Origin of the sequence: Spirillospora sp. NPDC000708 (genome assembly GCF_040299565.1) — a bacterium.
Taxonomy (GTDB): Bacteria; Actinomycetota; Actinomycetes; order Streptosporangiales; family Streptosporangiaceae; genus Spirillospora.
In genome coordinates, this window is the sequence record NZ_JBEPCJ010000010.1 from 84203 (window position 1) to 108778 (window position 24576).

Below are 24576 nucleotides of genomic sequence, written 5' to 3' on the forward strand. Positions count from 1 at the left end.
CGCCCGGCCGCACACCCGGCCGCGCGGCCGGGCCGTCCTCACACGATGAGCAGCGTCTTGCCGACGACCGACCGGGACTCCATCGCCGCATGGGCGTCGGCGGCGCGCTCCAGCGGCGGCCGCTGCCCGATCACCGGGCGGATCCGGCCCGCGGCGGCCTCCTCCATCGCCCGCAGCGCCCGCTCCTTCGCCCCGATCCCGAACCCCATGAGCTGCTCGATGCCCAAGACCGTCACGCCGCGCTCCGCCGCCTCGTCCGGCGGGACCACCGTCGCCGCGCCGCTGGACGCCCCGTGCACGGAGAACCGGCCGCCCCGGGCCGTCGCGCCGAACGCCGCCCGGCCGATCTCACCGCCCACGCCGTCGAACACCACGTCGAACCCCGCGCCGGTCGCGTCCACCGCCTGCTTCGCCCAGCCCGGCGCCGAGTAGTCGACGGCCTCCGCGCCGAGCTCCCGGACCAGCGCGAGCTTCGCCTCGCCCCGCGCGGCGCCGACGACCCGGGCCCCCGCCGACAGCGCCAGCTGCACGAGCAGGCTCCCGAGCCCGCCCGCCGCCGCCTCGACCAGCACCCGGTCGCCCGCGCGGACCTCCGCACCCTCGAACAGTCCCAGCGCCGTCCCGCCGTCGTTCAGCAGCGCCGCCGCCTCCGGCAGGCCGAGGCCGTCCGGCACCGGGACGAGGTCGCCCACGTCCGCGACGGCCCGCTCCGCGTTGCCGCCGAGCCGGTCCGCGGTCCCGGTGGCGACCCGCCTGCCCAGCCACTCCGGCGCGACCCCGTCCCCGATCGCGGCCACCCGCCCGGCCACCCCGCCGCCCGGCACGTACGGCGGCTCCGGCAGCGGAGGCCCGGGGGTGATCCCCCGCCGCAGCTGCGTCTCCACGAAGTTGATCTCGGCGACCGCCACCGCGACGACCACCTGCCCCGGACCGGCGGCCGGCTCCGGCGCCTCCCCCGACACCAGGACGCCCGGGTCCCCGAACCGCGTCACGCGCACGACCTTCATCGGCACACTCCCTATCGCTCACGGCAACGCTCACACCTCGACCGGGCTTGAGGTCAACCCGGCGCCCGCGATGAGTTCCCGGCCGCGGACCGGTCATATCTCCGACGACGCACCAACGGAGAGGTGGAGAGCGATGACCGAACGCGACCCCGTCGACGTCAGCGACCTGGACATCTACGGCAGCGGCGGCCCCATGCCGTGGGACCGGGCCCGGACCGCGCTGGCCGAGGGCCTGCCGCGGATGGAGACGCCCGTGTTCCTCGGCACGGTCCGCCCGGACGGGCGCCCCCACTCGGCGGGCATCGGCGCGCTGTGGCACGACGGCGACCTGTACTTCACCAGCGGCCCGGGGACCCGCAAGTCCCGCAACCTCGCCGGGAACCCGGCGTGCACGCTGTCCGCCCGGCTGGAGGGCCTGGACCTCGTCCTCGAAGGCGAGGCGGCGCGGGTCACCGACCCGGCCGTGCTCGAACCGGTCGCGGCCGCCTACCGCGACGGCGGCTGGCCCGCCGAGGTCGACGGCGACGCCTTCACCGCCCCGTACAGCGCGCAGAGCGCCGGCCCGCCGCCGTGGCACCTGTACCGCTTCACCGTCCGCACCGCGATCGGCGTGGCGTTCGTCGAGCCGTTCGCCGCCACCCGCTGGACCTTCCCCGCCTGACGCCCGCCCGCAGCGGGCGGCTCCGGGAACGGCGCTGCCCTAGGGTGGTGCGATGAACGAACCGCGTGGGGACCTGCGTCCGCCGAGCCTGAACGCCGACGAGCCGACGACCCTGCTGGCGTTCCTGCGCTACCTGCGCGACGCCGTCGTGGCCAAGGCCGCCGGCGTCCCGGACGAGGCGGCCCGCGCGCCCGGCGTCCCATCCGGCACGAGCCTGCTCGGCCTGGTCAAGCACCTCACGCACACGGAGCTGAACTGGTTCGTGTGGGCGTACGAGGGCGCCGACGTGCCGCGGCTGGACGACGGCGAGCCGCCGCTGCCCGGCGAGACGGCCGCGGACATCGTCGCCGGCTACCGCGCCGCCGCCGCGCGCTCGGACGCGATCGCCGCGGCCTGCCCGGACCTGGACCGGCCGGGCGCCCGGTCGCTGCGCGAGACGCCGCCGCCGTCCATGCGCTGGCTGCTGGTGCACATGATCGAGGAGACCGCCCGGCACGCGGGCCACGCCGACATCCTGCGCGAGCGCATCGACGGCTCGGTGGGCCGCTGACGCACCGGGAACCGATCGGCCGCGGGCGGGCAACAAGGGGCGTCCCGTTCCAGAGCCGAGAGGCCCCCACACCATGAGCGACACGAGCCGGGCCGAGGCCGATGACGCCTCCGTCATCGGACGCTCCCGGCACGAGCCGGAGGCGTTCGCCGAGATCTTCCGCCGGCACGCGCCCGACATCAAGCGCTACGTCACCCGGAGGCTCGGCGGCGACGCCGCCGAGGACGTCGTCGCCGAGACCTTCCTGGCGGCGTTCAGCCGGAGGCACGCGTACGACCTGACGCGCCCGAACGCGCGCCCGTGGCTGTACGGCATCGCCACCAACCTGATGGGACGGCACGTCCGGACGGAGGTCCGGTACCTGCGCGCCCTGCGGCGCACGGGCGCCGACCCTGTGACGGCGGCGTTCACCGACCGCAGCGACGAGCGGCTCACCGCCGAGGCGTCCGGCCCGCGGCTGGCGGCGGCGCTGGCCGCGATGCCGAAGGGGCGCCGCGACGCGCTGCTGCTGGTGGCGTGGGAGGGCCTCAGCTACCCGGAGGTCGCGCGGGCGCTGGGCGTCCGCGTCGGCACGGTCCGGTCGCGGATCAACCGGGCCAAGGCGCAGCTGCGCCGCGAGCTCGGCGGGACGGACGTCATGGCCATCGTCAGCGAGGAGCCCGTCCATGAATGAGATGACCCGACTCGAGCGGTTCCGGTCCGAGATCCCCCGGCCCGGACCGGAGGACCTGCGGGCCGAGGAGGAGCGGCTGCGGGCCGCGATGCTCGCCCCGGCGACCGGCCGGCCGAAGGCGCGCGGGACCCGGCGCTTCCGGCTCGCCGTGGCCGTGACCGCCGGAGCCGCGGCCGCCGCCGTCACCGCGGGCCTGGTCGTGGCCGGATCCGGCGGGGGGCCGCACCGCGCCCCGGCCGTCCACGCCATGCCGGTCGCGCACGTCGAGCTGCTCCAGCACGCCGCGGACGCGGCGGGCCGGACGCCCGAGCTGCACCCGAGGCCCGGCCAGTTCCTCGTCTACCGGTCCGTGACGATGGATCCCGTGGAGAGCAGCACCGGCGGCCGCCACGCCCGCTACCTGGCGCGCGCGAACCGCACGATCTGGCTGCCCGTGGACGGCGACGCGACGCACGGCGTCCTGGAGACGGAGGCGCTGCCGCCCAGGCCCTATCCCGGCGAGGCGCTCCCGCCGGAGGCGCGCGGGGAGGCCGGGCGCAGCGGTCCGGAGAAGGCCGCGGACTTCGACCGGCGCGCGGAGTGGCTGCGCACCGACTACGCCTACCTGAGCCGCCTGCCCGCCGACCCGGCGAAGATGTACGAGCACCTGTACTCCCACCTCGGGACGGGTCCGGCGGCGGACGGCCAGGCGTGGCAGAACGTGGGCGGCATGCTCACCGAGGCGTACATGCCGGCCGCGCAGCGCAAGGCGCTGTTCCGGGCGGCGGCCGCGATCCCGGGCGTGCGGACCGTGGGCAGGGCCGTGGACGCCGCCGGCCGCACGGGCGTCGCCGTGTCCCTGGACGTCCCCGGCGCCGGGCAGCGCGACGAGTACGTCTTCGACCCGAAGACGTACCTCTACCTGGGTCGGCGCTCCGTCGTCACCGACGCGTCGCTCGCCGGGGCCCCGGCGGGCACCGTCCTCACCGCGACGGCGCAGCTGAGCGTCCGCCTCGCCGACCGCGCCCCGGCGGTCGCCCGCCGCTGACGCGCCGCAAACCCGTTGCGGCGGTGGCGTGTCCCGGCGAATCCTGGGCCCATGGGCGAACTGCTCGGCTTCTGCGTGGTCGCGAACGTGCGGCGGGAAACGGCCTCCGGTGAGGGCGGGCTGGTGATCCGCCGCGGGCTGAGGCACTTCTCGGGCGGGACGAAGCTGTGGGTGCTGCCGCCGCAATGGGGCGACGGCGGCACCGACCTCCTGGTGGCGGGCCGGCACCGGGGCAGGCGCGGCGGATACGTGCGGATGGTGGTTCCGCGCCGGCACATGGAGAACTTCCGGGTCCGCGGGATCTACGACCCGGCTCTCATGCGCGTGCTGACCGCACCGGGCGCGCCGGGCGGCGAGGTCAGGCTCTGGGAGGGCCGCGAGGAGGCCGAGAAGGTCGCGGCCTGGTGGTCCACCGCGGTCCTCCCGGCCAGGACGTGCGGGGCCGAGGGCCATCCGCACGACCTGGGCGGGGTGAGCGATCCGCCCCCGCTCGAACTGCGGAAGGACGGCCGGGTCTACTACCTGGCGCATTTCAATGCGAGCCGGGCCGTCTACTCGCTGCTGCCGCCGCCCGTCGAGGCGCCGGGCGACCGCTACCGGCGGCGGGAGGGGGGGGGGGGCCGGGTCGTCAGGCGACGGTGCCGTGGAAGGTCCAGGTGCCGGAGCCGACCTCGGCGGGCTCGGCGGCGCCGGGGACGTGGACCTCGGCGGTGCCGCCCGCCGGGACGGTGACGGTCAGCGTGACCTTGCCGCCGTCGCGCGTCCAGGACGAGCGGACCTCGCCGTACGGCGTCCGCCGTGTCGCGGACGCGCGGGTCAGGTCGCCGACGACGGCCGGGTCGATGACGAGGTTCCGGTAGCCGGTGGAGCCGGCCGCCTGCCGGAGCCCGGCGAGCCGGGAGGTGAACCACGAGTCGATCGAGCCGAGCATGAAGTGGTCCTGGGACTGGCCGCTGCCGCCGTCCCAGGACTCGCCGAGGGCGGTGTTGCCGTGCACGACCTGGTAGCCGTAGCTGGGGCTGTCGGTTCGTGTGGCGATCTGGTAGACGACGTCGTCGGGCAGGACGCGGAACGCCGACGGCAGCGAGATCTCGCCGAGGAGCAGGTGGTACCCGGCGTCCTTGACGCTGCCGACCAGGTGGTCGAGCAGCTTCTGGCGGTCGCCGGCGGGGACGGCGCCCATGTCGAGGGCGAGGGCCTCGGCGCCCTGGCCGCCGCCCGCGAAGGTGCCCGTGGAGGCGTCGTAGTACTTGTCGGCGAGGGACTTGGCGCTCTGGTCCGCCTTGGCCTTGTAGGCGGCGGCGTCGGCGGTCTGGCCGAGCACTCCGGCGATCTTCGCCAGGGTGTCGTTGACGCGCCAGTAGCCGTAGGTGCCCGACACCGTCTTCGGGAACGTCCGGTCGGGCGTGAACCAGTCGCCGAGGCTGTAGTCGGTGAGCCCGCCGGTCGCGCGGGCCTCCAGGTACGCGGAGTACTTCTTCATCTGCGCGTAGTAGGTCCGCATCGTCTCGGTGTCGCCGTAGTTCTGGTACAGCTGCCACGGGACGACGACGAACGCGCCGCCCCAGTTGGGGTCGTCGCGGTAGGCGCCGGCGAGGACGGTGTAGTCCGGCACGGTGGACGGGATGAGACCGGTGTCGGTCTGCGCGTCCGCCATGTCCTGGACGACCTTGCGCAGCAGCGCGTGCACGTCGTAGTTGGCGGCGAGGGCGTCGCCGACGAGGTGGTCCTGCTCCAGCCAGCCGAGCTTCTCGCGGCTCGGGCAGTCGGTGAGGATGCTCTGCATGTTGTTCTCGATGGCCCGGCGGACGAGGCCGTGGACGCCGTCGATGAGGTCGTTGGACGAGCTGAACGAGCCGGCGGAGGCGGTGCCGTTGCGCAGCGCCTGCCCGCGGACGGTGATCGTCGCGCCGGCGGGCAGCCCGCGCACCTCCAGGTACCGGAACGAGTGGTAGGAGAACCGCGGGTGCCAGGTCTCGGCCCCGGCGGTGCGGGTCGTGTACTGGTCCCAGATCGGCGCGCCGACGTTGCTGGCCGACTGGTACGCGCGGCCGTCTTTGAGGCTCTCGGACGGGTACACGCGGACGGCGGTGCCGGCGGGCGCGGTCACGGTGATCTCGGGGCGCCCGGCGATGACGCGGCCGACGTCGAACACCTGGTACCCGTCGCCGGAGCCCACCTGCTCACCGGGCAGGGTCTCGACGACGCGGACGGGTTCGGCCTCGCGCCCGCTGAGCGCGCCGGGCGCGGAGACGGGGACGGCGTCCTCCCAGCCGGAGCGGGACGCGCCGGGCCGGTCCCAGCCGGGGCGCTCGCGGCGGGCGTCGTGGTCCTCGCCGCCGTACCAGTTGGAGAAGGTGACGGGACCGAGGACGGTCTTCCACGTCCCGTCGCTGGCGACCCGCATGACCTGGCCGTTCGCGAGGGTGACCTCCAGCTGCGCCATCAGCTCGGGGTCGCTGATCGTCCCGGAGAACTTCCGGTACCGGTCGGGCGTGGAGATCACGTTGGCGTTGCCGTTGCCGAGCTCGACGCCGAGGGTGTTGCCGCCGGGCCGCAGCATCGAGGTGACGTCGTAGGCGGCGTACTGGACGCGCTTGGCGTAGGCGGTGTTGGCGGGTTCGAGCTCGGCGTCGCCGACGCGGCGGCCGTTCAGCCGCGCCTCGTAGACGCCGAGCCCGGCGACGTAGAGGCGGGCGTCGCGGACGCCGCGCGGCAGCGAGAAGTCCTTGGCGAAGATCGGCAGCGCTTCGGGGACCGGCGAGTCCGGCGGCGCCTGCCCGGTGACGGACGCCTTGTTCGCGAACGCGCCGTCGGCCGTGTCGGACGCGCCGACGGTGAAGTCGGCGGGCGCGTACGGGACCTTGCCGCCCGCGGCGGGCTGGTCGGTGCGCGGGAACAGCAGCACCTCGTCGAACGCCTTGGCGTCCTTGAGGTCGACGGTCAGCGTCAGCGGCGCGTCCGAGACGTCCGCCTTCGGGTAGGCGGAGCTGGACCAGCCGGCGAACTCCTGGTTCGTCGTCTCGGTCCCGTCGGTGAGGTAGCGGGTGCCCCACTTGCGGTTGACGTTGCCGCCGTTGTCGGAGGCGGTGACGGTCCGGCCGGCGGCGAGGTTCGTGCCGGGGGCGGCGGAGTCGCGGACCTCCAGCTCGGCGAGCTGGAGCCGGTACGTCTCGTCCGGCACCTGCTCGACCATCGGCAGCCCGAGCCTGGTGACGTCGAGGCGGACGTACCGGGCGGTGGTCTTCGGCAGTTTCACCACGATGGGGTCGGGCTTCTTGGTGCTGGTCTGCCAGTCCTTCTGGCCGATCCAGCGGCCCCGCCAGTCGCTCTGGGCGGTGAGGCCGGTCTCGAACCAGGACGGCGACGACCAGCCGGACGCCTTCGGGCCCGTCCACACGCGGACGCGCCAGTACACGCGGGCGCGGCTGCCGAGCTTCTCGCCCGCGTAGTCGACGCGCTGGGCGGCGGAGGCGACGCGGCCGGAGTCCCACAGGTCGGGACGGCCCTGGTGCAGCGCCTTCTCGCTGGTGGCGGCCTGGATCCGGTAGGCGGTCTGCGCCGTGTTCCGGCCGCCGCGCAGCTGCCAGGTGAGGGGCGGGGTGGTGTCGTCGATGCCGAGCGCCTGGGACAGGTCGTCGGCCCGCAGGCCGGTGACGTCCGCGCGGGCGTCGGCGTGCGCGGGCGGGGCGAGGAGGGCCAGCGGCAGGACGACGGTCACCGCTGCGGCCGCGAGGCCGCGGATCGGCTTGCGCAAGGGGGGTTCTCCTAGGGAGGTCCGGGCCGTCAGGAACGGCCCTGGGCGTGCAGGTCCGCGATGCCGGCGGCCGTCAGGACGTGGTTGTAGAGGCGGAAGCCGGTGACCTGACCGTCCATGGCCGGGTTGCGGGTGTCCTGGGAGCGGCCGAGGAAGTTGTGGGTGGTGGCGCCGAGCGCGAGCGGGCTCATGACGAGGCCGTCCTTGCGTCCGGCGGGGGCTCCGTCGACGTACAGGACGGCCGATCCGCCCCCGGCGGTCACGGCGACGTGGGTCCAGGCGCCGGACGGGAGTGCGGACGGCGCGTCGGCGTAGTCCTCGCCGTCCATGCCGGTGATCTTCATGGTGAACCGGGCCCTGGCCGACCCGGTCCGGGCGATGACGGCGAAGTACGTCGTCTTGTTGAACCCGAGGTCGAACACCCGCGTGTTGTTGGCGACGGTGTCGAGGTTCAGCCAGACGGAGACGGTGAGCGCGTCGAGCCCGGCGAGGAGCCCGGCGGGCAGGGCGACGTGGCCGCCCGTGCCGTCGAGCACGACCGCGCCGCCGTCGTCCGCCCACGAGGCGCCGGACGCCAGCGAGGCGTCCGGCCACCGGCCCGTCGCGTCGGCGAGGCTCCGCCCGGTCAGCGGGAAGTGCGCCAGCAGCGCGGGCCTGCGGCGCGGCGCGGGCGTCACCCAGTACACGGTGTAGCGCTCGTGCTGGACCTCGGAGAACGGCTTCAGCCGCACGGTCGCGCCGTCCGCCGACGCCGTGTAGGCCAGCGGGGTCCGGCGGTCGGCGCGCAGCGAGCGCGGGTCGATCGCGGGGAACGCGTTGAGCGCCCGGTCGCCGTACTCCCCCGCCAGCACGACCGGGCCGACGCTGACGGCCTGGACGCACGGGTTGTCGGGCGCCTGCCGCCAGACCGGCGCCATCGGCGTCGCGACGTCCACGACGTCGCCGCGCTTCCAGTGCCGCTCGATCGCGGCGTACGTCCCCGGGCGGGCCTTCACCGGGACGGCGGCGCCGTTCACCCGGATCCGCGGGCGGGCGCCCCGCGCGTCCAGCCAGCCCGGCACGCGGATCCTCAGCGTGAACCGGGACGAGCCGGAGGTCACGGTCAGGCGCGTCCGGTCGGTGTGCGGGTATCCGGTCTCCTGCCGCACCGTCACCCCGCGTTCCCGCCACGTCACCTCGGACGGGATGAACAGGTTGACGTACAGTTCGTCGCCGGAATGGAAGTAGACGCTGTCGGCGAATTTCGTCGCCGTCTCCATTCCCGTTCCGTGGTCGCAGGAGAAGTTGTCGTAGTCGGAGCTGTAGCTGCCGGGCGCCGCCTTCAGGCCGCCCTTGACCTCGCGCTGCGAACCGGGGAACAGGCCGGTGTAGTAGGTGACGAATCCGTGCTCGGAGTCGGGGTCCTGCTCGCCGAGCATCTGGTTGAGCAGCGTCCACTCGTAGTAGTCCATGTAGGCGGACTCGGACGGGTCGTGCAGGAAGAGCAGCCGCGAGAGCTTCAACATGTTGTAGGAGTTGCAGTTCTCGCAGGTGTCGGAGCCGAGCCGGCTGGCGATCTCGCCGGGCGGGCCGAACAGCTCGTTGTTGCTGTTCCCGCCGATCACGTAGGAATGGCGGTGGACGACGGTGTCCCAGAAATAGGCGGCGATGTCGTGGTAGCGGCCCTCGCCGGTCGCCTCGTACTCGCGGACCGCTCCGACGATCTTGGGGATCTGGGTGTTGGCGTGCAGGCCGTCGAGGGCGTCGCGGCGCTCGGCGAGCGGGCCGTAGACCGCCTCGTGGTCGAAGCGGCGCGCCGTCGCGAGGTGCTCGGGGTCGCCGGTGACCTGGTACAGCTCGGCGAGCACGTCGTTCATGCCGCCGAACTCGACGTTCAGCGCTTTCTGCATCTGGTCGGCGGTCAGCCTGGCGGTGCGGGTCCCGGCCCACGCGGCCATCCCCTTGAGGACGGTCAGGGCCTGGGCGTTGCCGCCGAGCCGGTACTGGTCGAGCAGCCCGGCCATGATCTTGTGGAGGGTGTAGTAGGGCGCCCAGGGGTGGCCGCCCGCCTCCAGCTGGTCGAAGACGGCCTCCTCGAACGCCGACAGGTAGCCGGCGGCGAACCCGGCCGACGGCGACGCCGCCTGGCATTTCGCCAGCTCGGCGACGATGTACCGGCCCTTGGCCGCGTACGCGTCGTCGCCGGTGTTCGCGTGCGCCTGCGCGAGCGCCGACAGCAGGTGCCCGGTGGAGTGGCCGCGCAGCTGGACGTCCGGCGCCTCCCAGCCGCCACACGGTTGCGCCGACGACGGCAGCCCCACGTTCAGCCGGAAGGTGTGCAGGAGCCGGTCGGCGTCGACGAACTTCAGGTACTCGCAGGTCCGGGCCATGTTCGCGCGGAACGGGCCGTCCAGCAGCGTGACGTCCGGCAGCGGGAACGGCGCGAGGACCGGCTTCGGCGAGACGCGGACAGTCCCGGCGCGGGCGGGCGGTGCGGGCAGGGCGGGGAGGGCGAGCGCCGCCGAAGCGGCGCCCGCCGTGCCGAGGAACGCCCTGCGATTCAGGGCGCGAGTCATGCCCGCTGGCTCCTGATGGTGTGGTTCCCGTGCAGGCCGTCGACGTAGACGTACTCGCCGTCGCTCCGGACGCCCTGCGTCAGCGCGCGGGTGCCGTCCCAGACGAGGTGCCCGTCGACCCGGACCTTGATCCGCTCGCCGAAGGTGGGCACGCCGGCGCGTCCGGTCGCGGCGTGCGGCGCCTTCAGCTTCGCGGTGTAGGCGCCCTTGGCGACCTTCCAGAAACCCTCGACGGCGCCGAGCGTCGTGGTGATGCGGCCCTGGGCGAAGGAGAGGTCGGCGGTGTGCGGGACGAAGTCGAACGACCGCCCGCCCGTCCCGGTCGGGTTGAGGCCGAGGACGCCGAAGGTCAGCGCGGTGACGGGGCCGGTCGCCCAGGCGTGCGCGAGGCTGGTGTAGGAGCTGCAGAAGACGCAGCCGTCGCCGGGGTTGCGGTACGACTCCCAGAACGTGCTGCCGGTGCCCTGCGGGTTGCTCAGCATGTAGCCCCACTCGCGCCGGATGATGTCGACGCCGGCCTGGTCGGCGGCCTGCCCGCCGGCGGCGAAGTGCGCGTTGACCTCCATCGATCCGGAGAAGACGCCCGGGTTGCCCTTGTTCTCGGGCGCGGTGGAGGCGACCTCGTTCCAGTTGCCCTTCAGCTCGGCGCTGATCCGGCGGGCCTGCTCCTGGTCGGCCAGTCCGTACCAGACCGCGAGCGAGTTGCCGTCCTGCGGGTGGATGGCGTTGTTGGGGTAGAACTTGTACGCACCGGCCGCGTCGTCCCAGAAGTTGGCGTTGATCGCGGTGCGCAGCGCGGCGGCGCGCTGGGCGTAGGACTCCGCGAGGGCGCTGTCGCCCTGGGTACGGGCGAGCTGCGAACCGGTGTCGAGGACGCGCCACAGCAGCACGTTCGCGATGAGGTTCTCGCCCTTGGCGAGGATCCGGACGGAGTCGGACGTGCCGGTGATCGACAGCAGGCCGTTCGCGTCGACCTTCGCGGAGCTGTAGTCGACGGCCTTCTTGTACCGGTCCCAGATCCCCGAGACCCAGCGCGCGTCACCGGTGTACTTGTAGTAGTCCCAGCTCGCGGCCAGGGTCCACAGGTGGTAGGTGTCGGAGCCGTACTTGTTCAGCTCCGGTCCGGCGTAGGGCAGCTCGCCGGTGTCGCGCTGATGCTGGTAGATCACGTCGAGCGAGTTGCGGGCGGACGCGGTGTCGTCGAACGCCGCGTACGCGGACGGGATCTCGACGCCGAGGTCGCCGGGCCAGACCGTCCGGTCCCGCTTGGCGCCGTCCACGAGGATGGACGCGCCGGAGCCGATGTCGCCGGTGTTGTCCCACAGCGCCGCCGGCGCCTCCCACACGCGGCCGGTCTTCGGCGAGATCGTGTTCAGCTGGACGGTGTAGGCGCCCGCGTACCAGATCCGGTTCAGCAGGTCGTCGCTGGAGTAGAAGTAGTTCGCGTACTTCGACGGGTCCTTCACCTGCGGCGCGGGCGTGTAGTGCAGCGACACCCCGTCCAGGTCGACGCTGCCGCCCGTCCGCATGAAGATCGTCAGGTAGCGGAACCCGCCGCGCAGGTACTTCTCCGGCGTGGTGTAGGCCGTACGGCCGTCCACGTCGGCGGTGAGGGAGCCGTCGCGACTGCGCGGGCCGCCGGTGGAGGCGTCGCTGTCGGTGGCGACGTAGGCGGACGACTCGTTGAACGCCAGCCCGACCTGCTGCGCGCCGTCCGATCCGGCGAAGTGCAGGGTGGTGAGGCCGCCGACCTCCTTGCCGAAGTCGAGCGTGACGTACGCCCCGGCGCCGCTGAGGGTGGTCTTCTGCCCCTTGAGGACGGCGGACGGGTCCGTGACGTCGCCGCTGGTGTTGTAGACGGCGACAGGGCGGACCGTCCGGGACGACGGCGACAGGATGTACCGCTTCCACGGCGCCGCGTCGTGCCCTTGAGCCGGGGCGGCAGCGGCCGGGACGGCCTGGGCGGCGAGCAGGGCGGACATTCCCAGGGTCAGAGCGGCGATGCGCCGCCTGGATACGCTGTTGTGCATGGATTCCTCGGATTCCGATCCGTGTGCGGGACGGGGTCGACGGGGGGTTCATGTGCGGGAGGGCGGGCCAACGCCCTCCCGCACGCGTTCTCGGGGGCCTGCTCAGCGGGTCCGGATGACCGCCTCGCCGTACGGGACGAGCCGGACCGGCCCGATCAGCCCGTACGCCTGGCGCGACGCCCCGCCGTAGACGGCCGGGTCGGACACCCGCAGCCGGTTGTTCAGCGTCGTGGCGACCTCGACCTCGATGGTGTTGGCGCCGCGCCGCAGGTAGGGGCCGATGTCCACGGCCGGGTACAGCACGCTGACCGGCGGGACGCGGCGCCCGTTCACCGACACCCGGCAGGTGTCGAAGACCTCGCCGAGGTCCAGGACGGCGCCGGCGCCGTCCCAGGTCACCGTGGTGGTGTAGTTGCCGATGCCGGAGACGTCCGCGAGCTCGGGGATGTCCGGCCACGCCTTGAGGGCGTCGAGCGCCAGGTCGTGCTGCTTCGTGCCGTCCGGGGTCATGTCCTCGACGCGCAGCCGCCAGGCGGTGAGGGTCTGCGCGGCGGGGACGGCGCCGATGGCGGTCGTGACCGTGCGCCCGTCCGCGAGGGTGGTCGCGTAGGCGCCGGCGGTGGTCGCGCGCGCGACGAGCCGCTGCCCGTCCACCCGCACCTCGGTCTCGGCGGCGGTGGCGGACGGGTGGTTCCCGCCGCGCGCCAGCACGATCACGGTCGCCTCGGACGGCTGGAGCGCGATCCGGACCGTGACGGTGTCGCCGTCGGCCTTGTAGACGGCGACGGGCTCGGTCTCGCCCGTCCACAGGTCCAGCCGGTACGGGACGGCCTTGCGGTCGGCGCGGGTGAACGACACCTCGTGGTCGATCGCGGCGACCGGCGGCTTGACCGTCTCCGCGTGCTTGCCGTTGCACAGGTAGAAGTAGTCGACGCGGCCGTCCCGGCGGTGGGCGTTGAGCAGCGTGGAGCTCTGCGCGTAGCTCGCCTCGGGCCGCAGGCCGAGCGCGTCGAGCGCGCCCTGGACGTCGGTCTCCGCCGCGACGTTCTTCACGCGTGGTAGCGCGAACATCTCCTTGACGACGGCGCGGAGGGCGTCGTTCTCGCCGTCCCTCGCGATGCCCGGGACCGTCGCGGCCGACCAGTCGCCGAGGAAGACCAGCGGGAGGCCCGCCTTGGCGAGCTTCAGCATCGTGCGGGCGCTGTCGAGCGGAAGCGTGCACTCGTTGCCGTTGAACCGGTCGCCTTCGACGAACAGCACCTGGTAGGCGGGGCCGTCGGGGGCGAGCCGCCCGTCCCGGACCGTCGCGGACGGCAGGTCCAGCAGCGGCGCGCTGATCATCTGGTGCGTCCAGCCGAGCGGGACGCCGTACTTGGTGAACCAGCCGGCGCCGATGCCGGTCTTGGTGTACCCCTTCTGCCGGAACACCGCGACGTCGACGCGGCTCGTACCGGCGCGCATCGCCTGGTGGACGCGCCCGAGGTACGCGGCGATGTCGGGGGCGTGCCGCCAGGTCGGCTGGCGCGGCCCCCACGACTCGGCGAACCCGATGCCGCCGTTGTACGGGGTGAACGCCGCGAACCCGGGCCAGGCCGCGCCGGGCGCGGTCGCGTAGGAGAACCCGTGGAACACGGTCTGGTTGAGACCGGCCGCGTAGGCGCCGCCCATGGTGCGCAGCAGCTTGTCCCACGTGGTGTTGTACGCGCCGCCCTGGTACGCCCCCGCCTCGCAGGACAGCACCTCCCGGCCCGCCATGTCGCGGCCTCCGGCCAGGGCGCGGTAGTCGTCCAGGTTCTTGAACCCGAGCGACTCGCCCTCGGGGACGTCCAGGATCGCCGCGGACCGGATCGCGTCGGTCTGGAGCCCGTACGGCTGGGCGCGCAGGTCCAGGCCCACGGAGTGCGCCCACGTGCGCAGCGCCTCGAAGTGGTACTCGTTCAGCAGGTCGGACACCGTCAGCCAGAAGTCGTGCCGCGCGTGCGCGGTGCGGCCCGCCTCGTAGCTGTGGACGGTGTTCTCCTTGTTCAGGACGATCACCGGCAGGTACGGCATGAGGTCGTAGCCGCGCCGCCGCTTGAACTCGGCGGGCAGGTCCGGGGTCCAGTTGAGGGCGGGCGTCTCCAGCTCGATCGAGTCCTCGAACAGCGTCGCGCCGGCCTTCTTGATCAACTTGCGGACGCGCGGGGTGAGCAGCCGCGCCTCCCAGAACGCGGTGACCGCGCGCGTGCCCCCCTTGCTGAAGTGGTCGACGACCCACGAGTCCGGGCTGCTGTGCGGGCCGCCCTCGGGCTGCTGCCCGCTGCCGCGCCGCCAGTACGACAGCAGCAGCCAGTCGCCGCCGGCCGGGGCCGTCCAGGTGATCCGGCCGTCCTTCGCCCGGTCGGTCAGGTCGGTGAAGGAGGCGAAGTCGAGCCCGGTCTCCTTCCGGGTCGCGTTCGCCGGGTCGATCTTCACGGCGTGCACGGCGACGAGGGTCCGCTTCGTCACGCCCTTCGCCGCCGCCGCGACGGGCTCGGGCACGGGGCCGTCGTGCGTCGCGCCGCCCGCGACGGTCACCGTCCCGTAGGCCAGCTCCTGGACGGCGGCGTCGTCGTCCGGGGTGATCGTCGGGACGGCGGCGGGCCAGGACGGGCCGATCGTCAGGTCCACGGTCAGGCCGCGGCGGGCCGCCTGGTCCAGGGCGGCCTCGACGCCGGCGACCCACGCCGCCGTCCCCCAGCCGTGCCCCTGCGGGTCCAGGACGGACCCGTCCTTGACGCTGTGGTGCACGGCGGAGATCTCGCCGCCGCCGAATCCGGCGTCGGCCATCTGGTCGATCTCGCGGCGGATCTCGGCCGGGTCGACCAGCCCGTCCGGCCACCACCAGCGGAACCTCGGCCGCACGGCCGCGCCGGGCCGGGCGAACCCGGCCGTGCCCGGCGCGGTCGGGGCGGCGGCGACCGCCTCTCCCCCGAGCGCGGGGGCCGCGGCCGCCACGACGGCGGCGGCGGTGCCGATCTGCAGCACCCGCCTGCGGGTCAGCCCGCGCGGTCCCTGCTCGTTACGGTCGTCGTTCACTGTCGTCTTCCTCCTGAATCGATCGCGCCGGTCAGGTGCGCGCGATCACGGTGGTGCGGCCGGAGCCGACCGGGCCGATGGCGAGCAGCGGCCCGGTCGCGTCCCGGCCCGTGGTGCGGGGGGCGCGGGCGTGGGGCCCGGTGACGCGGACGTCCCGGGGGTCGGTGCCGCCGAGTTCCACGACGACTCGGGCGGCGGTGTTGGGCGGCACGTCCACGTCGAGGCGGTAGCCGGCCGCGCGGTCGAGCGCGACGGCGACGTGGCCGCGGACCGTCGGCACGGTCCCGGAGATCCGGGTGAGGGCGCCGGGCCGGGGGCGCACCTCGATCTCCGCGGCGCCCGGCGCGGTGATCTCCACGCCGAGCACGCGGCGGGGGATCGCGTTCGCGGGCGCCGAGCCCCAGGCGTGCGAGAACGTCATGTTGCTCTTCAGGGACGGGTCCCACGCCTCGCCGACGATGGTCGCGCCGAGGTCGTCCATGAGGTGCAGCCAGGAGTTCGTGCCGGTGGCGGTCATCAGCCCGATCGCGTCCTCGGCCCGGCCCGTCGCGAACAGCGCGTCCAGCAGGAACTGCGCGCCGTAGACGCTGACCCTCATGCCGCCGTCGGCGAGCGTCTTCCCCAGCGCCCGGACGACGGGGTCGGGCACGGTGCCCTGACCGGCGACGCCGAGCGCGACCGGGAACGCGGTGGCGTGCTGAGCGCTGTGGGTCGTGCCGGCGCCGTCCACGAACCGGCCGTTCGCGGCGTCCAGCAGCGTCGTGCGCATCGCGTTCGCGAGCGTGTCGGCCTTCGCCCGCCACGTCCTGGCGTCGGCCGTCTTGCCGAGGACGGCCGCGATGTCGGCCATCGCGGTGAACGCGGCGTACTGGCAGGCGTTCACCACGGTGTTGACCTCGGTGAACACGTAGCCGTCGCGGTTGGAGGCGGGCCAGTCGACCAGGTCGCCGAGGTCCTGGCTCGACGCGCCCGGCTTCTTGTGCACCAGTCCGTCGTCGCCGAGGTAGGACGTCAGGTGCTTGGCCGCGAGGAGGTCGTAGTCGGCGGCGAGCTGGTCGGGGTCGCCGGTGTGCAGGTAGTCCCGCCACGCCGACATGACGTTCATCAGCCGGTACTCGGTCGGCCAGGTGTGGTTGCGGGCCAGGTAGGCGTCGGACGCGCGGGCCAGCGCGAACGACCGCTGCACCGCGTACTCCGACGCCTGGTTGATCAGCGCGTCGCCCTCGTAGGGGCCGCGCTCCCGGGTCGGGGTGTCGATGTACAGGTCGCCGCGGGTGGCCTCGATCGAGTACCGGCACATCTCGTAGACCCGGTCGAGGTCGCGGCTGGAACTGGCGAACGAGGCGTCCGAGGCCCGCCAGTCGACGCGCCACGCGCGGCCGGTGGCGGCGTCCGACAGGTCGAGGTCGTCGTCGCAGATCAGCTGCGCGTAGCGGAAGCCGCGGTAGCCCCAGTGCTCGGCGGACTGGAGGCCGTCGCGCAGCGTCCAGACCTCCCGGTAGGTGACGCCGGCGCGCAGCGCGTACCGGACGGTGCCGTCGGCGTTCAGCTCCTCGCCGAGCCGGACCTCGACGGTCTGCCCGGCCTTGCCGCGCACCGACAGCCGCAGCCCGCCCGCGATCTCCTTGCCGAGGTCGACGAGCCAGGTGCCGGGCGCGACCTTCCGCACCGACGCGGGCCGGACGTCGTGCAGCCGGACCGGCTCGACCAGCGCCGGCACCAGCCCGTCGATGGCGGGCTTGACCTGCGGGGCGTCCCAGCCGGAGTCGTCGAAGCCGGGGCTCGTCCACCCGGCCGGCTCCTTGCGCAGGTCCCAGTACTCCTGCGGGCCGACGTAGTAGGACGTGCCGATCGTGCCGGCGTCGCGCAGCATCCCGTCCTGGCGGCGCGCCTTCCACGACGCGCCGCTGGCGAAGGTGCCGGTCGTCCCGTCGGCGTAGGTGACGGCGAGCTGCGCGACGAACCGCTTGTCCTCGGTGGTGAACGCGAGGGCGGCGAGCGCGTTGCGGCGGCCGGGCGTCACCAGGCCGGTGACGTCGAACGAGTGGTAGCGCGGCGCGCCCGCCCCGGCCCGCTGGGACGCGAACCCGGCGACCTCGCCGTTGACCCAGATCTTCGCCGGGTACTGCCGGACGGGCGTGGGCGACTGCGCGGCGACGTGCAGGACGGCGGCGGCGATCGGCTTGCGCGCCGGGGTGAACTCGGTGCGCAGCAGCGCCCAGTCGTCGTCGGCCGCGCCCGCCGAGGACAGCGTCGACTGGCCCTTGCCGAGCGTCAGGACGCCGTCGGCGACGGTCCCGGTGCTGAACGTGCCGAGGCCGTCACTGAAGTCCTCGCTGATGAGGGCCTTGCCGTCGGGCGCGGTGAAGGCGACGGCGTCCCACTGGTTCGCCTCGGTCGAGCCGTTGCGCATCCCGACGGTGCCGGTGGCGTACGTGCCGTCGGTCGTGGTGTCGACGGCCGTGCCGTCGATCGAGGTCGTGAACGTCGATCCCTTCATCTCGACGGTGACCTCGTACCAGCGGCCCGTCTCGATCGGGATGCCGAGCGTCTTCTCCTCCAGAACCCGGTACGTCCCGTTCACGCACACGTGCTTCTTCAGCACGCCGGGCGATCCGGCGCGCAGTTGCCACAGGTAGTTCGCGCTCGCCGAGGACGCGCGGAACCACAGGCCCGCCGCCACGGCGGTGATCTGCACCCGCGCCTTGAGCACGCCGTCGCCGGGGGCCGTCGCGGCCGGGACCCAGATCGGCTCGGCCTTCCAGCCGTCCAGGCCGGTCGCGACCAGCGTCGGCGCCGACCAGCGCGACGCCTTCGGCCCGTCGAACGTCCGGACCCGCCACCAGTACGCCGTCCCGGCGGCGAGCGCGGGCCCGCCGTACGGGACGGCCACCGACGCGGCCGACGCGACCCGCCCGCTGTCCCAGTGGTACGGGCCCTTGGCCAGCCGCGACGGGGTCGTGGCGAACTGCACCTGGTAGTGCGTCTGCTTCGTCCCGGGTCCGAGGTCGGCGACCTGCCAGCTCAGCCGCGGCTTCGCCGCCGTGACGCCGAGGCCGTCCGGCAGCAGCGACGTCAGCAGCCCGGACGGCGTGCGCGCCGCGACGCCCTTCCCGGCGGGCGCGGCGGGCGCCGCGGCGGCCGTCCCGGCGTGCCCGAGGACGATGGCGCCGGTCGCCCCGATCGCCGACGCGCCGAGGAACCGCCGCCTGCTCAGCCCATCGCTCATGCGGGTTCCCTGCGGGGGGACGACCCCACGGTTCGCTTCGCTCATTTCACGGCCCCTTCGAAGGTCCAGTCACCGGAGCCGATCTGGAAGACGGCGCGGTCGTTCTCGATCCCGACCCACTTGGCGTCCTTGGGCGCCTCCGGCCGGGTCGTGCCGCCGAACAGCGGGAACTCGACGCGGGCCGTCGTGTTCGGCGGGACGGTGGCGTCGAGGCGGAGCCGCTTGCCGGTGCGGCGCCAGGACGCGGCGGCGCGGCCGCGCGGCGTCTCGTAGGTCGCGGCGGCGCGGGTGACGTCGCCGACCACGGCCGGGCGGACGAGCAGGGTCGCGTAGCCGATCGAGCCGTCGGTCTGCGACAGCCCGGCGAGCCCGGCGTGGAACCACTCGTCGATCGCGCCGAGCATGAAGTGGTTCTGCGAGTTCCCGGACGTGGGCCCGTCCCAGTTCTCGGTCAGCGAGGTCGCGCCGTGCACCACCTGGTAGCCGTAGCTGGGGTTGCCGGTCTGGGTGGCGACGGCGTGGATGACGTCGTCGCGCCCGGCGGCCGACAGCACCCGGAACACCGACGGCAGCGCGATCTCGCCGACGGTGAGGTGGTAGCCCTTCGCCGTGATGCTCTGCACGAGGTGGGCGAGCACCTTGTCCTTGGACGCGGCGGGGACGATGCCCATGTCGAGGGCGAGCGCGTCGCACGCCTGGCTGCCGGACCCGTAGGTGTCGCCGGTCGCGTACTTGCCGTTGAACGCGTCGCCGATGTCCTTGGCCAGCTTCGTGTACTCGGCCGCGTCGTCGCTCTTGCCGATGACCTCGGCGATGGACGCCAGCGCCGTCACGGCCCGGTGGTAGCCGAACGTGGCGGTGACGCCGAGCGGGGTGCTGTTGTCGAAGGTGATCCAGTCGCCGAGGCCGTAGTCGAGCAGGTTCCCCTTCGCCTTGGACGACAGGTAGTCCACGTACCGCGCCATGTTCGGGTAGTAGGTGCGGAGCGTCGCCTCGTCCCCGTACGCCCGGTACATCTGCCAGGGCGCGAACACGATGACGTTGCCCCAGTTCGGGTCGTCGCGAAACCCGCCGGAGAAGACGGTGTACTCGGGCGCGATGTCCGGGACGAGCCCGTCGGCCGTCTGCGCCTCGGCGATGTCGCGGACGATCTCGCCGTAGTAGGCGGTCACGTCGTAGTTGCGGGCGACGGCCGGGAAGACCAGGTTCGCCTGCTCCAGCCAGCCGAGCTTCTCGCGGTGCGGGCAGTCGGTGAGGACCGAGTACATGTTGCTCTGCACGGCCCGGTCGATGATCCGGTGGATGTCGTTGAGCAGGCCGTGCGAGCTGGTGAACGACCCGGCCGTGTCGTTGGCGGCGCGCAGCGCGATGCCGGTGACGGTCCCGTCGTCCGGCGCCGACGGCAGCCCTTCGAGCTGCACGTACCGGAAGCCGTGGTAGCAGAACCGGGGATGCCAGGTCTCGGTGCCCGTCCCGGACAGGGTGTAGGTGTCCCAGATCGGCGAGCCGGTCGTGCTCTGGCTGACGGTGCCGTCGCCGGACAGCAGCTCGCCGGGGCGCATCGTCACCTTCGTCCCCGCCGGGCCGCTGACCCGCAGCCGCGCCCAGCCGGCGAAGTTCGTCCCGAGGTCGACGACGTACACGCCGTCCTTCGGCTGGGTGATCTTCTGGGTGCGGAAGGTGCCGGCGGGTTCGATCGGCGGGGCCATCCGGGCGGTGAGCTTCGCGGTCGGCGCGTCGCGGCGGACGGCGGCCGTCCAGTCCGCCGGAGCGCGGCGGGCGTCGAAGTCCTCGCCGCCGTACCAGCTGCTGAACGTGGTGGCGCCGAGCGCGGTCTTCCAGGACGTGTCCGAGGCGACGACCTCGCGCGACCCGTCGGTGTAGGTGATCTCGAGCTGGCCGAGGAACGCGGGCCGGCCGTCCGAGCGGGTGAGCTTCTGGTAGCGGCCCGGCGTGGCCGGGACGTTCGCCATGCCGTTGCCGACCTCGGCCTGGATCGTGTTGCCGCCGCGCCGCAGCAGGCCCGTCACGTCGTAGGTCGAGTAGACGATGCGCTGCTTGTACGCGCTGTAGGGCGGTTCGAGGACGGCGTCGCTCACCGGCCGCCCGTTCACGGTGACGTCGAGGACGCCGAGCGCGGTGGCGTACAGCCGTGCCGACCGCACCCGCTTGCCGAGGTCGAACTCCTTCTTGAACAGCGGGAGCGCCTCCGGCTGGGCGTGCAGCGGCGGCGGGGCCTGCTGGCCCTTGACCGTGGCGGCGGTGTCGAACGCCTTGCCGTCGCTGGAGGTCTGGACGGTGAAGTCCTCGGGGAAGTTGGCGGTCCTGCCGTCGTCGGTCATCACGTCGGTGCGCGGGTAGAGCAGCACCCGGTCGAACCGCCGCTCCTCGCCGAGGTCGATCTGCACCCAGATCGGAGAGGCGAGGTCTTGGTCCTGGTACTGCATGCTGGTGTAGCCGAACGGCGCGGCGTCGCTGGTCAGCGAGCCGTCGGTGATCGCCTTCGGTTCCCACTGGCCCGCGACGGTGTAGCTCTCCGACGCGGTCACCGGCGCGTGCAGCGCCGCGTTCGCGCCGGACGCGCCGTCCTGCACCTGGACCTCGGCGAGCTGGAGCCGGGACACCTTGTACGGCCAGCCCTCCTTGATCGGGAGGCCGAGCCGGGTCACGTTCAGCCGGACGTACCGGGCGGTGCGGGCGGTGAACGCGACCGTGGCGGGGGCGGGCTTCGGGTCGGACCACGCCGGGTTCCCGATCCACTGCGCCGTCCAGTCGGACGCGGCGAGCAGGCCGGTCTCGAAGTGCGCGGGCTCGCTCCACGCGGACGCGCGGCCCCGCTCGTCCCACACCCGCACCTGCCACGACACGCGCTGCCGCGAGCCGAGGGCGCGGCCGGCGTAGGCGGTGGCGACCGCGCCGCCCGCGACCTTGCCGGAGTCCCACAGGTCGGGGCGGTGCAGCCGGGCGTCCGCGCTCGCCGCGCGGACCTGGTACGCGGTCTGCGCCGCGTTGCGCGGTCCGGCGGCGAACCGCCAGCTCAGCGTCGGGTTCGCCGCGTCGATCCCCAGCGGGGACCGCAGGTGCGCGGCCTGGAGCCCGGTGGGCGTCAGCGTCCGCGCGCGGGCGGGGTCGCCGGGCGCGGCCGGCGCGGCGCCCGCCGCCGAGGGCAGCACGCCGGTGGCGGTCACGGCGGCGGCCGCGACGCCGCCGGCCTGCACGAATCGTCTCCTGGAAAGCTCGCTCGTCATCGTGGTGCTCCTCAGGCGTGCGTCGACTGGAAGGTGAGGCGGCCGGACCCGGCCTGGAAGACCGCGTAGCCGCCCTGCATGCCGGTGAAGCGGGCGCCGCCCGGCCCGGACACGCGGACGTCGCGCGCCGACCGCGCCGGGACGCGGATCTCGGCCGTGACGTTAACCGGGACGTCCACCGAGAGCGAGACGCCCTGCTCTTGACCGGCACCGCCGCGCCGCGTCCACCGGACGCCGACGTCGCCGCGCTGGACCGGGATCGTGCCCGTCGCGCCGCTGATGCCGGACAGCGGCGGCTGGATCCGGACCGACGCGCCCGCCGGGGCGGTCACGGTGACGCCGAGGAGGGACCGCTGCACGTCGACGAGGGACGTCGAGCCCCACGGGTGCGAGAAGCTCTGCCCGGTCTCGGGCGCGTCCCACGACTCCCAGGTGAAGGTGCCGCCGCGCGCGAGGATGTTGCCCCAGCCCGGCCCCTCGGTGTCGGTGAGGCGGGTGACGACGTCGCCGGGGCGGCCCGCGTCGTCGAGCGCCTGGAGCAGCCGGTGCGCGGTCATCGGCCCCATCTGCATGCCGAGCCCGGCGATGTAGGAGCCGATCGCCTCGCGGGACCCGGCCGGCGCGATCCCGTACGCGACCGCGTACGCGTTGGCGATCTGCGAGGCGTGCGTGCTCTGCGTGCCGTCGCTCTTCAGTCCGTCGATGTAGATGCCGTCGGCGCGGCGGAGCTTGGCGTTGATGGCGCCGGTGAGGGTGCCGGCCTCCTTGCGCAGGGCCGCGGCCTCGTCGGTCTTGCCGAGGGCGTCGGCGGCGCGGGCGGTGGCGTTCAGGACGTCGACGCCGAGGACGTTGATGACCGTGCGGGCGGCGGTGTCCATGTCGTGGCCGTAGCGCATGGTCGCGGGCCAGTCGATGATGCCGTACTTGTACTGGCCGGACCCGCCTTCGAGGTCGGTGACCAGCCCGGTGCCCGAGTCGATGTAGCGGCGGACGTATCCGGCGACGGCGTTCATCACCGGGTACGCCTGCGCGAGGGTGGCGGCGTCGCCGGACTGCTCGAAGTAGTCCCACACCCAGCCGGGGAACATCTCGGTGTAGTCCGGGATGTCGCGCTTGCCGTCGCCGTTCGGGTAGACGGAGTTGAGCCGGCCGTCCGGCCAGTAGCGGGCCTGGGAGGCGATGAACTCCTGGATCGCCTGCCGGGTGAGCCGCCGCTCCCCGAACGCGCCCATCGCGGCGGTCGAGGTGTCGACGGCGTCGCCGAGGAACTGGCCCTTCTCCCGGGTCGGGGTGTCGAGGAACTGCGACTGCGACCCGTACAGCGCCGACCGCGCCATCATGGCGTAGGCGTCGTTCACCCCCTTGTCGGACGTGCGGACCGTCGCGGTGCGGTCGACGGAGTTGTGCTGGACGACGGCGGAGATGTCCTCGGGGTCGATGCCCGCGCCGGGACCGACCTCGAAGTAGCGGAACCCCTCGTAGGTGAACGCCCGGAACGTCTGGTCGCCGTCGCGCTGCGTGTAGCCGTAGGTGAGGTCGGTGTCCTGGTTGTCGTCCTTGGAGCGCGACACCGTGCCGTCGTCGGCGAGCAGGTATCCGGCGTGCATGTCGACGTGCCGCCCGGCGGTCCCGTCGCGGAAACGGACGACCGGCACCGCCGGGATCACCTTCCCGAAGTCGGCTACGAGCGCGCCCGACGCCAGCTTCGTCACCTTCACCGGGTGGACGGTCTCGTACGCCAGGGACGTCTCCTGCCCGTGGACGTGCTTGAACGTCGAGGTCGGGTGCGCGCCGACGAGCTGCGGCGCCGCCCAGGACGAGGCGTCGAAGCCCGGCCGGTCCCAGCCGAGCGGCTCGGCGGTGCCGTCGACGTCCTCGACCCAGTCGGCGCCGTCCCCGTTGCGGCGCGGCGCCGTCTTCCACGGGCCGCGCGCCACCTTCCAGGTGCCGTCGCTGACGACGACCTGCCGGGTGCCGTCGGCGTGGTCGATGACGAGCCGGACCAGCAGCCCCGGCTCGCCCTTCGGCCGCCCCTGCCCGGACCCGTACCAGTGGTAGACCGCGCCGAGCGTCGCGTCCCCGCCCGCCTTGAGCCGCGAGGTGACGTCGACGGTCTTGTAGAACAGGTCGTCGGCGTACTCGAACGCCGGTCCCCGGTCGACCGTCTCGCCGTTGAGGCGCAGGTCGTACTGCTGGTCGGCGGAGATGTGGACGCGGGCCCGCACCACCGGCGACGTCCCGACGGTGAAGTCCTTGCGGGCCAGGGTGTAGTCGTCGGACTCGGCGGTGGTCCGGCGGATCCAGGACGCCCCCCACTGGCCGTCGCTCAGCCCGGTGTCGAACGACGCCGCCCGCGACCACGGGGACGCCTTGCCGGTGCGGTCCCAGGTGCGGACCTTCCAGGTGTAGGTCGCCTCGGACGCCAGCGCCGGCCCCGCGTACGGCACGTACTCCTGGCTCGCCGACGTCACCCGTCCGCTGTCCCAAACGGTCTTGCCGGACGCGTCGCGCACGGCGATCTCGTAGGCGGACTGGACCTCGCCGGGGTCGACGTCGCGGGGCCGCCACCCGAACCGCGGCGCGCCCTCCACGCTGAGCGGCCGGGCCTGGTCGCCGACGGTGAGGCTTGCCGGCGCCTGCGGGGCGTGCCCTGCCTTCACCGCGCCCTGCGCGGTTCCGGGCAGCGCCACGACGGCGGCGGCCGTCATGGTCGCGGCGGCCGCGAGGACGGTGCGGGACCCGGTGGAACGATTCACGATACGGCGGATCATGAGGAAGAACC

At 73.7% G+C, this 24576-nt stretch carries 13 protein-coding genes; 5 read left to right on the top strand and 8 right to left on the bottom strand.

The annotated features are described in order from the left end of the window. Nucleotides 1-38 precede the first annotated feature (38 nt). Nucleotides 39-1007 (bottom strand): zinc-binding dehydrogenase, encoded by a 969-nt coding sequence (locus ABT299_RS10235; RefSeq protein WP_500250448.1) that lies wholly within the window; start codon nt 1005-1007, stop codon nt 39-41. 133 nt (nt 1008-1140) lie between these two features. On the opposite strand from ABT299_RS10235, the gene ABT299_RS10240 reads away from it, so the two are divergent. From ABT299_RS10240 to ABT299_RS10260, 5 genes are all read left to right on the top strand, one after another. Beyond that, nucleotides 1141-1668, top strand: coding sequence for a pyridoxamine 5'-phosphate oxidase family protein (locus tag ABT299_RS10240; RefSeq protein ID WP_500250449.1), 528 nt, complete (start codon nt 1141-1143; stop codon nt 1666-1668). Between the two features lie 52 nt (nt 1669-1720). Further along, the gene (locus ABT299_RS10245; RefSeq protein WP_190858993.1) at nt 1721-2218 is read left to right on the top strand and encodes a DinB family protein; all 498 of its coding nucleotides are present in this window, start codon (nt 1721-1723) and stop codon (nt 2216-2218) included. A gap of 73 nt (nt 2219-2291) precedes the next feature. Continuing rightward, the gene (locus ABT299_RS10250) at nt 2292-2891 is read left to right on the top strand and encodes an RNA polymerase sigma factor (protein WP_500250450.1); all 600 of its coding nucleotides are present in this window, start codon (nt 2292-2294) and stop codon (nt 2889-2891) included. Further along, nucleotides 2884-3918 (top strand): CU044_5270 family protein, encoded by a 1035-nt coding sequence (locus ABT299_RS10255; protein ID WP_500250451.1) that lies wholly within the window; start codon nt 2884-2886, stop codon nt 3916-3918. The genes ABT299_RS10250 and ABT299_RS10255 overlap by 8 nt, the downstream gene beginning before the upstream one ends. Before the next feature lie 51 nt (nt 3919-3969). Next, nucleotides 3970-4650 carry a hypothetical protein gene (locus ABT299_RS10260; RefSeq protein WP_500250452.1) on the top strand — a complete coding sequence of 227 codons (681 nt, stop codon included), beginning with the start codon at nt 3970-3972 and terminating at the stop codon, nt 4648-4650. Here the strand turns inward: ABT299_RS10260 and ABT299_RS10265 are convergent. The 7 genes from ABT299_RS10265 to ABT299_RS10295 form a co-directional block, all read right to left on the bottom strand. Next, nucleotides 4547-7675: a family 78 glycoside hydrolase catalytic domain gene (locus ABT299_RS10265; RefSeq protein ID WP_500250453.1), complete on the bottom strand. Its 3129-nt coding sequence runs from the start codon at nt 7673-7675 to the stop codon at nt 4547-4549. The genes ABT299_RS10260 and ABT299_RS10265 overlap by 104 nt on opposite strands. 29 nt (nt 7676-7704) lie before the next feature. Further along, the gene (locus tag ABT299_RS10270; RefSeq protein ID WP_500250454.1) at nt 7705-10230 is read right to left on the bottom strand and encodes a beta-L-arabinofuranosidase domain-containing protein; all 2526 of its coding nucleotides are present in this window, start codon (nt 10228-10230) and stop codon (nt 7705-7707) included. Continuing rightward, the gene (locus ABT299_RS10275; RefSeq protein ID WP_500250455.1) at nt 10227-12260 is read right to left on the bottom strand and encodes an alpha-L-rhamnosidase-related protein; all 2034 of its coding nucleotides are present in this window, start codon (nt 12258-12260) and stop codon (nt 10227-10229) included. The genes ABT299_RS10270 and ABT299_RS10275 overlap by 4 nt, the downstream gene beginning before the upstream one ends. Nucleotides 12261-12362: 102 nt before the next feature. Continuing rightward, entirely contained in the window at nt 12363-15317 is a 2955-nt protein-coding gene (locus ABT299_RS10280) for a glycosyl hydrolase (protein ID WP_500250456.1), read from the bottom strand. Between the two features lie 31 nt (nt 15318-15348). Beyond that, nucleotides 15349-18546, bottom strand: coding sequence for a family 78 glycoside hydrolase catalytic domain (locus ABT299_RS10285; RefSeq protein ID WP_500250457.1), 3198 nt, complete (start codon nt 18544-18546; stop codon nt 15349-15351). Between the two features lie 41 nt (nt 18547-18587). Next, nucleotides 18588-21794: a family 78 glycoside hydrolase catalytic domain gene (locus tag ABT299_RS10290; protein ID WP_500250458.1), complete on the bottom strand. Its 3207-nt coding sequence runs from the start codon at nt 21792-21794 to the stop codon at nt 18588-18590. 11 nt (nt 21795-21805) lie between these two features. Next, a complete protein-coding gene (locus tag ABT299_RS10295; protein WP_500250459.1) occupies nt 21806-24550 on the bottom strand; it encodes a family 78 glycoside hydrolase catalytic domain in 2745 nt (914 codons plus the stop codon). Between the last annotated feature and the right edge of the window lie 26 nt (nt 24551-24576).

Bases quoted from the DNA above. Each gene is read 5' to 3' on its own strand.
- ABT299_RS10235 (WP_500250448.1), bottom strand. From the start codon at position 1,007: ATGAAGGTCGTGCGCGTGACGCGGTTCGGGGACCCGGGCGTCCTGGTG.
- ABT299_RS10240 (WP_500250449.1), top strand. From the start codon at position 1,141: ATGACCGAACGCGACCCCGTCGACGTCAGCGACCTGGACATCTACGGC.
- ABT299_RS10245 (WP_190858993.1), top strand. From the start codon at position 1,721: ATGAACGAACCGCGTGGGGACCTGCGTCCGCCGAGCCTGAACGCCGAC.
- ABT299_RS10250 (WP_500250450.1), top strand. From the start codon at position 2,292: ATGAGCGACACGAGCCGGGCCGAGGCCGATGACGCCTCCGTCATCGGA.
- ABT299_RS10255 (WP_500250451.1), top strand. From the start codon at position 2,884: ATGAATGAGATGACCCGACTCGAGCGGTTCCGGTCCGAGATCCCCCGG.
- ABT299_RS10260 (WP_500250452.1), top strand. From the start codon at position 3,970: ATGGGCGAACTGCTCGGCTTCTGCGTGGTCGCGAACGTGCGGCGGGAA.
- ABT299_RS10270 (WP_500250454.1), bottom strand. From the start codon at position 10,230: ATGACTCGCGCCCTGAATCGCAGGGCGTTCCTCGGCACGGCGGGCGCC.
- ABT299_RS10275 (WP_500250455.1), bottom strand. From the start codon at position 12,260: ATGCACAACAGCGTATCCAGGCGGCGCATCGCCGCTCTGACCCTGGGA.
- ABT299_RS10285 (WP_500250457.1), bottom strand. From the start codon at position 18,546: ATGAGCGATGGGCTGAGCAGGCGGCGGTTCCTCGGCGCGTCGGCGATC.
- ABT299_RS10290 (WP_500250458.1), bottom strand. From the start codon at position 21,794: ATGACGAGCGAGCTTTCCAGGAGACGATTCGTGCAGGCCGGCGGCGTC.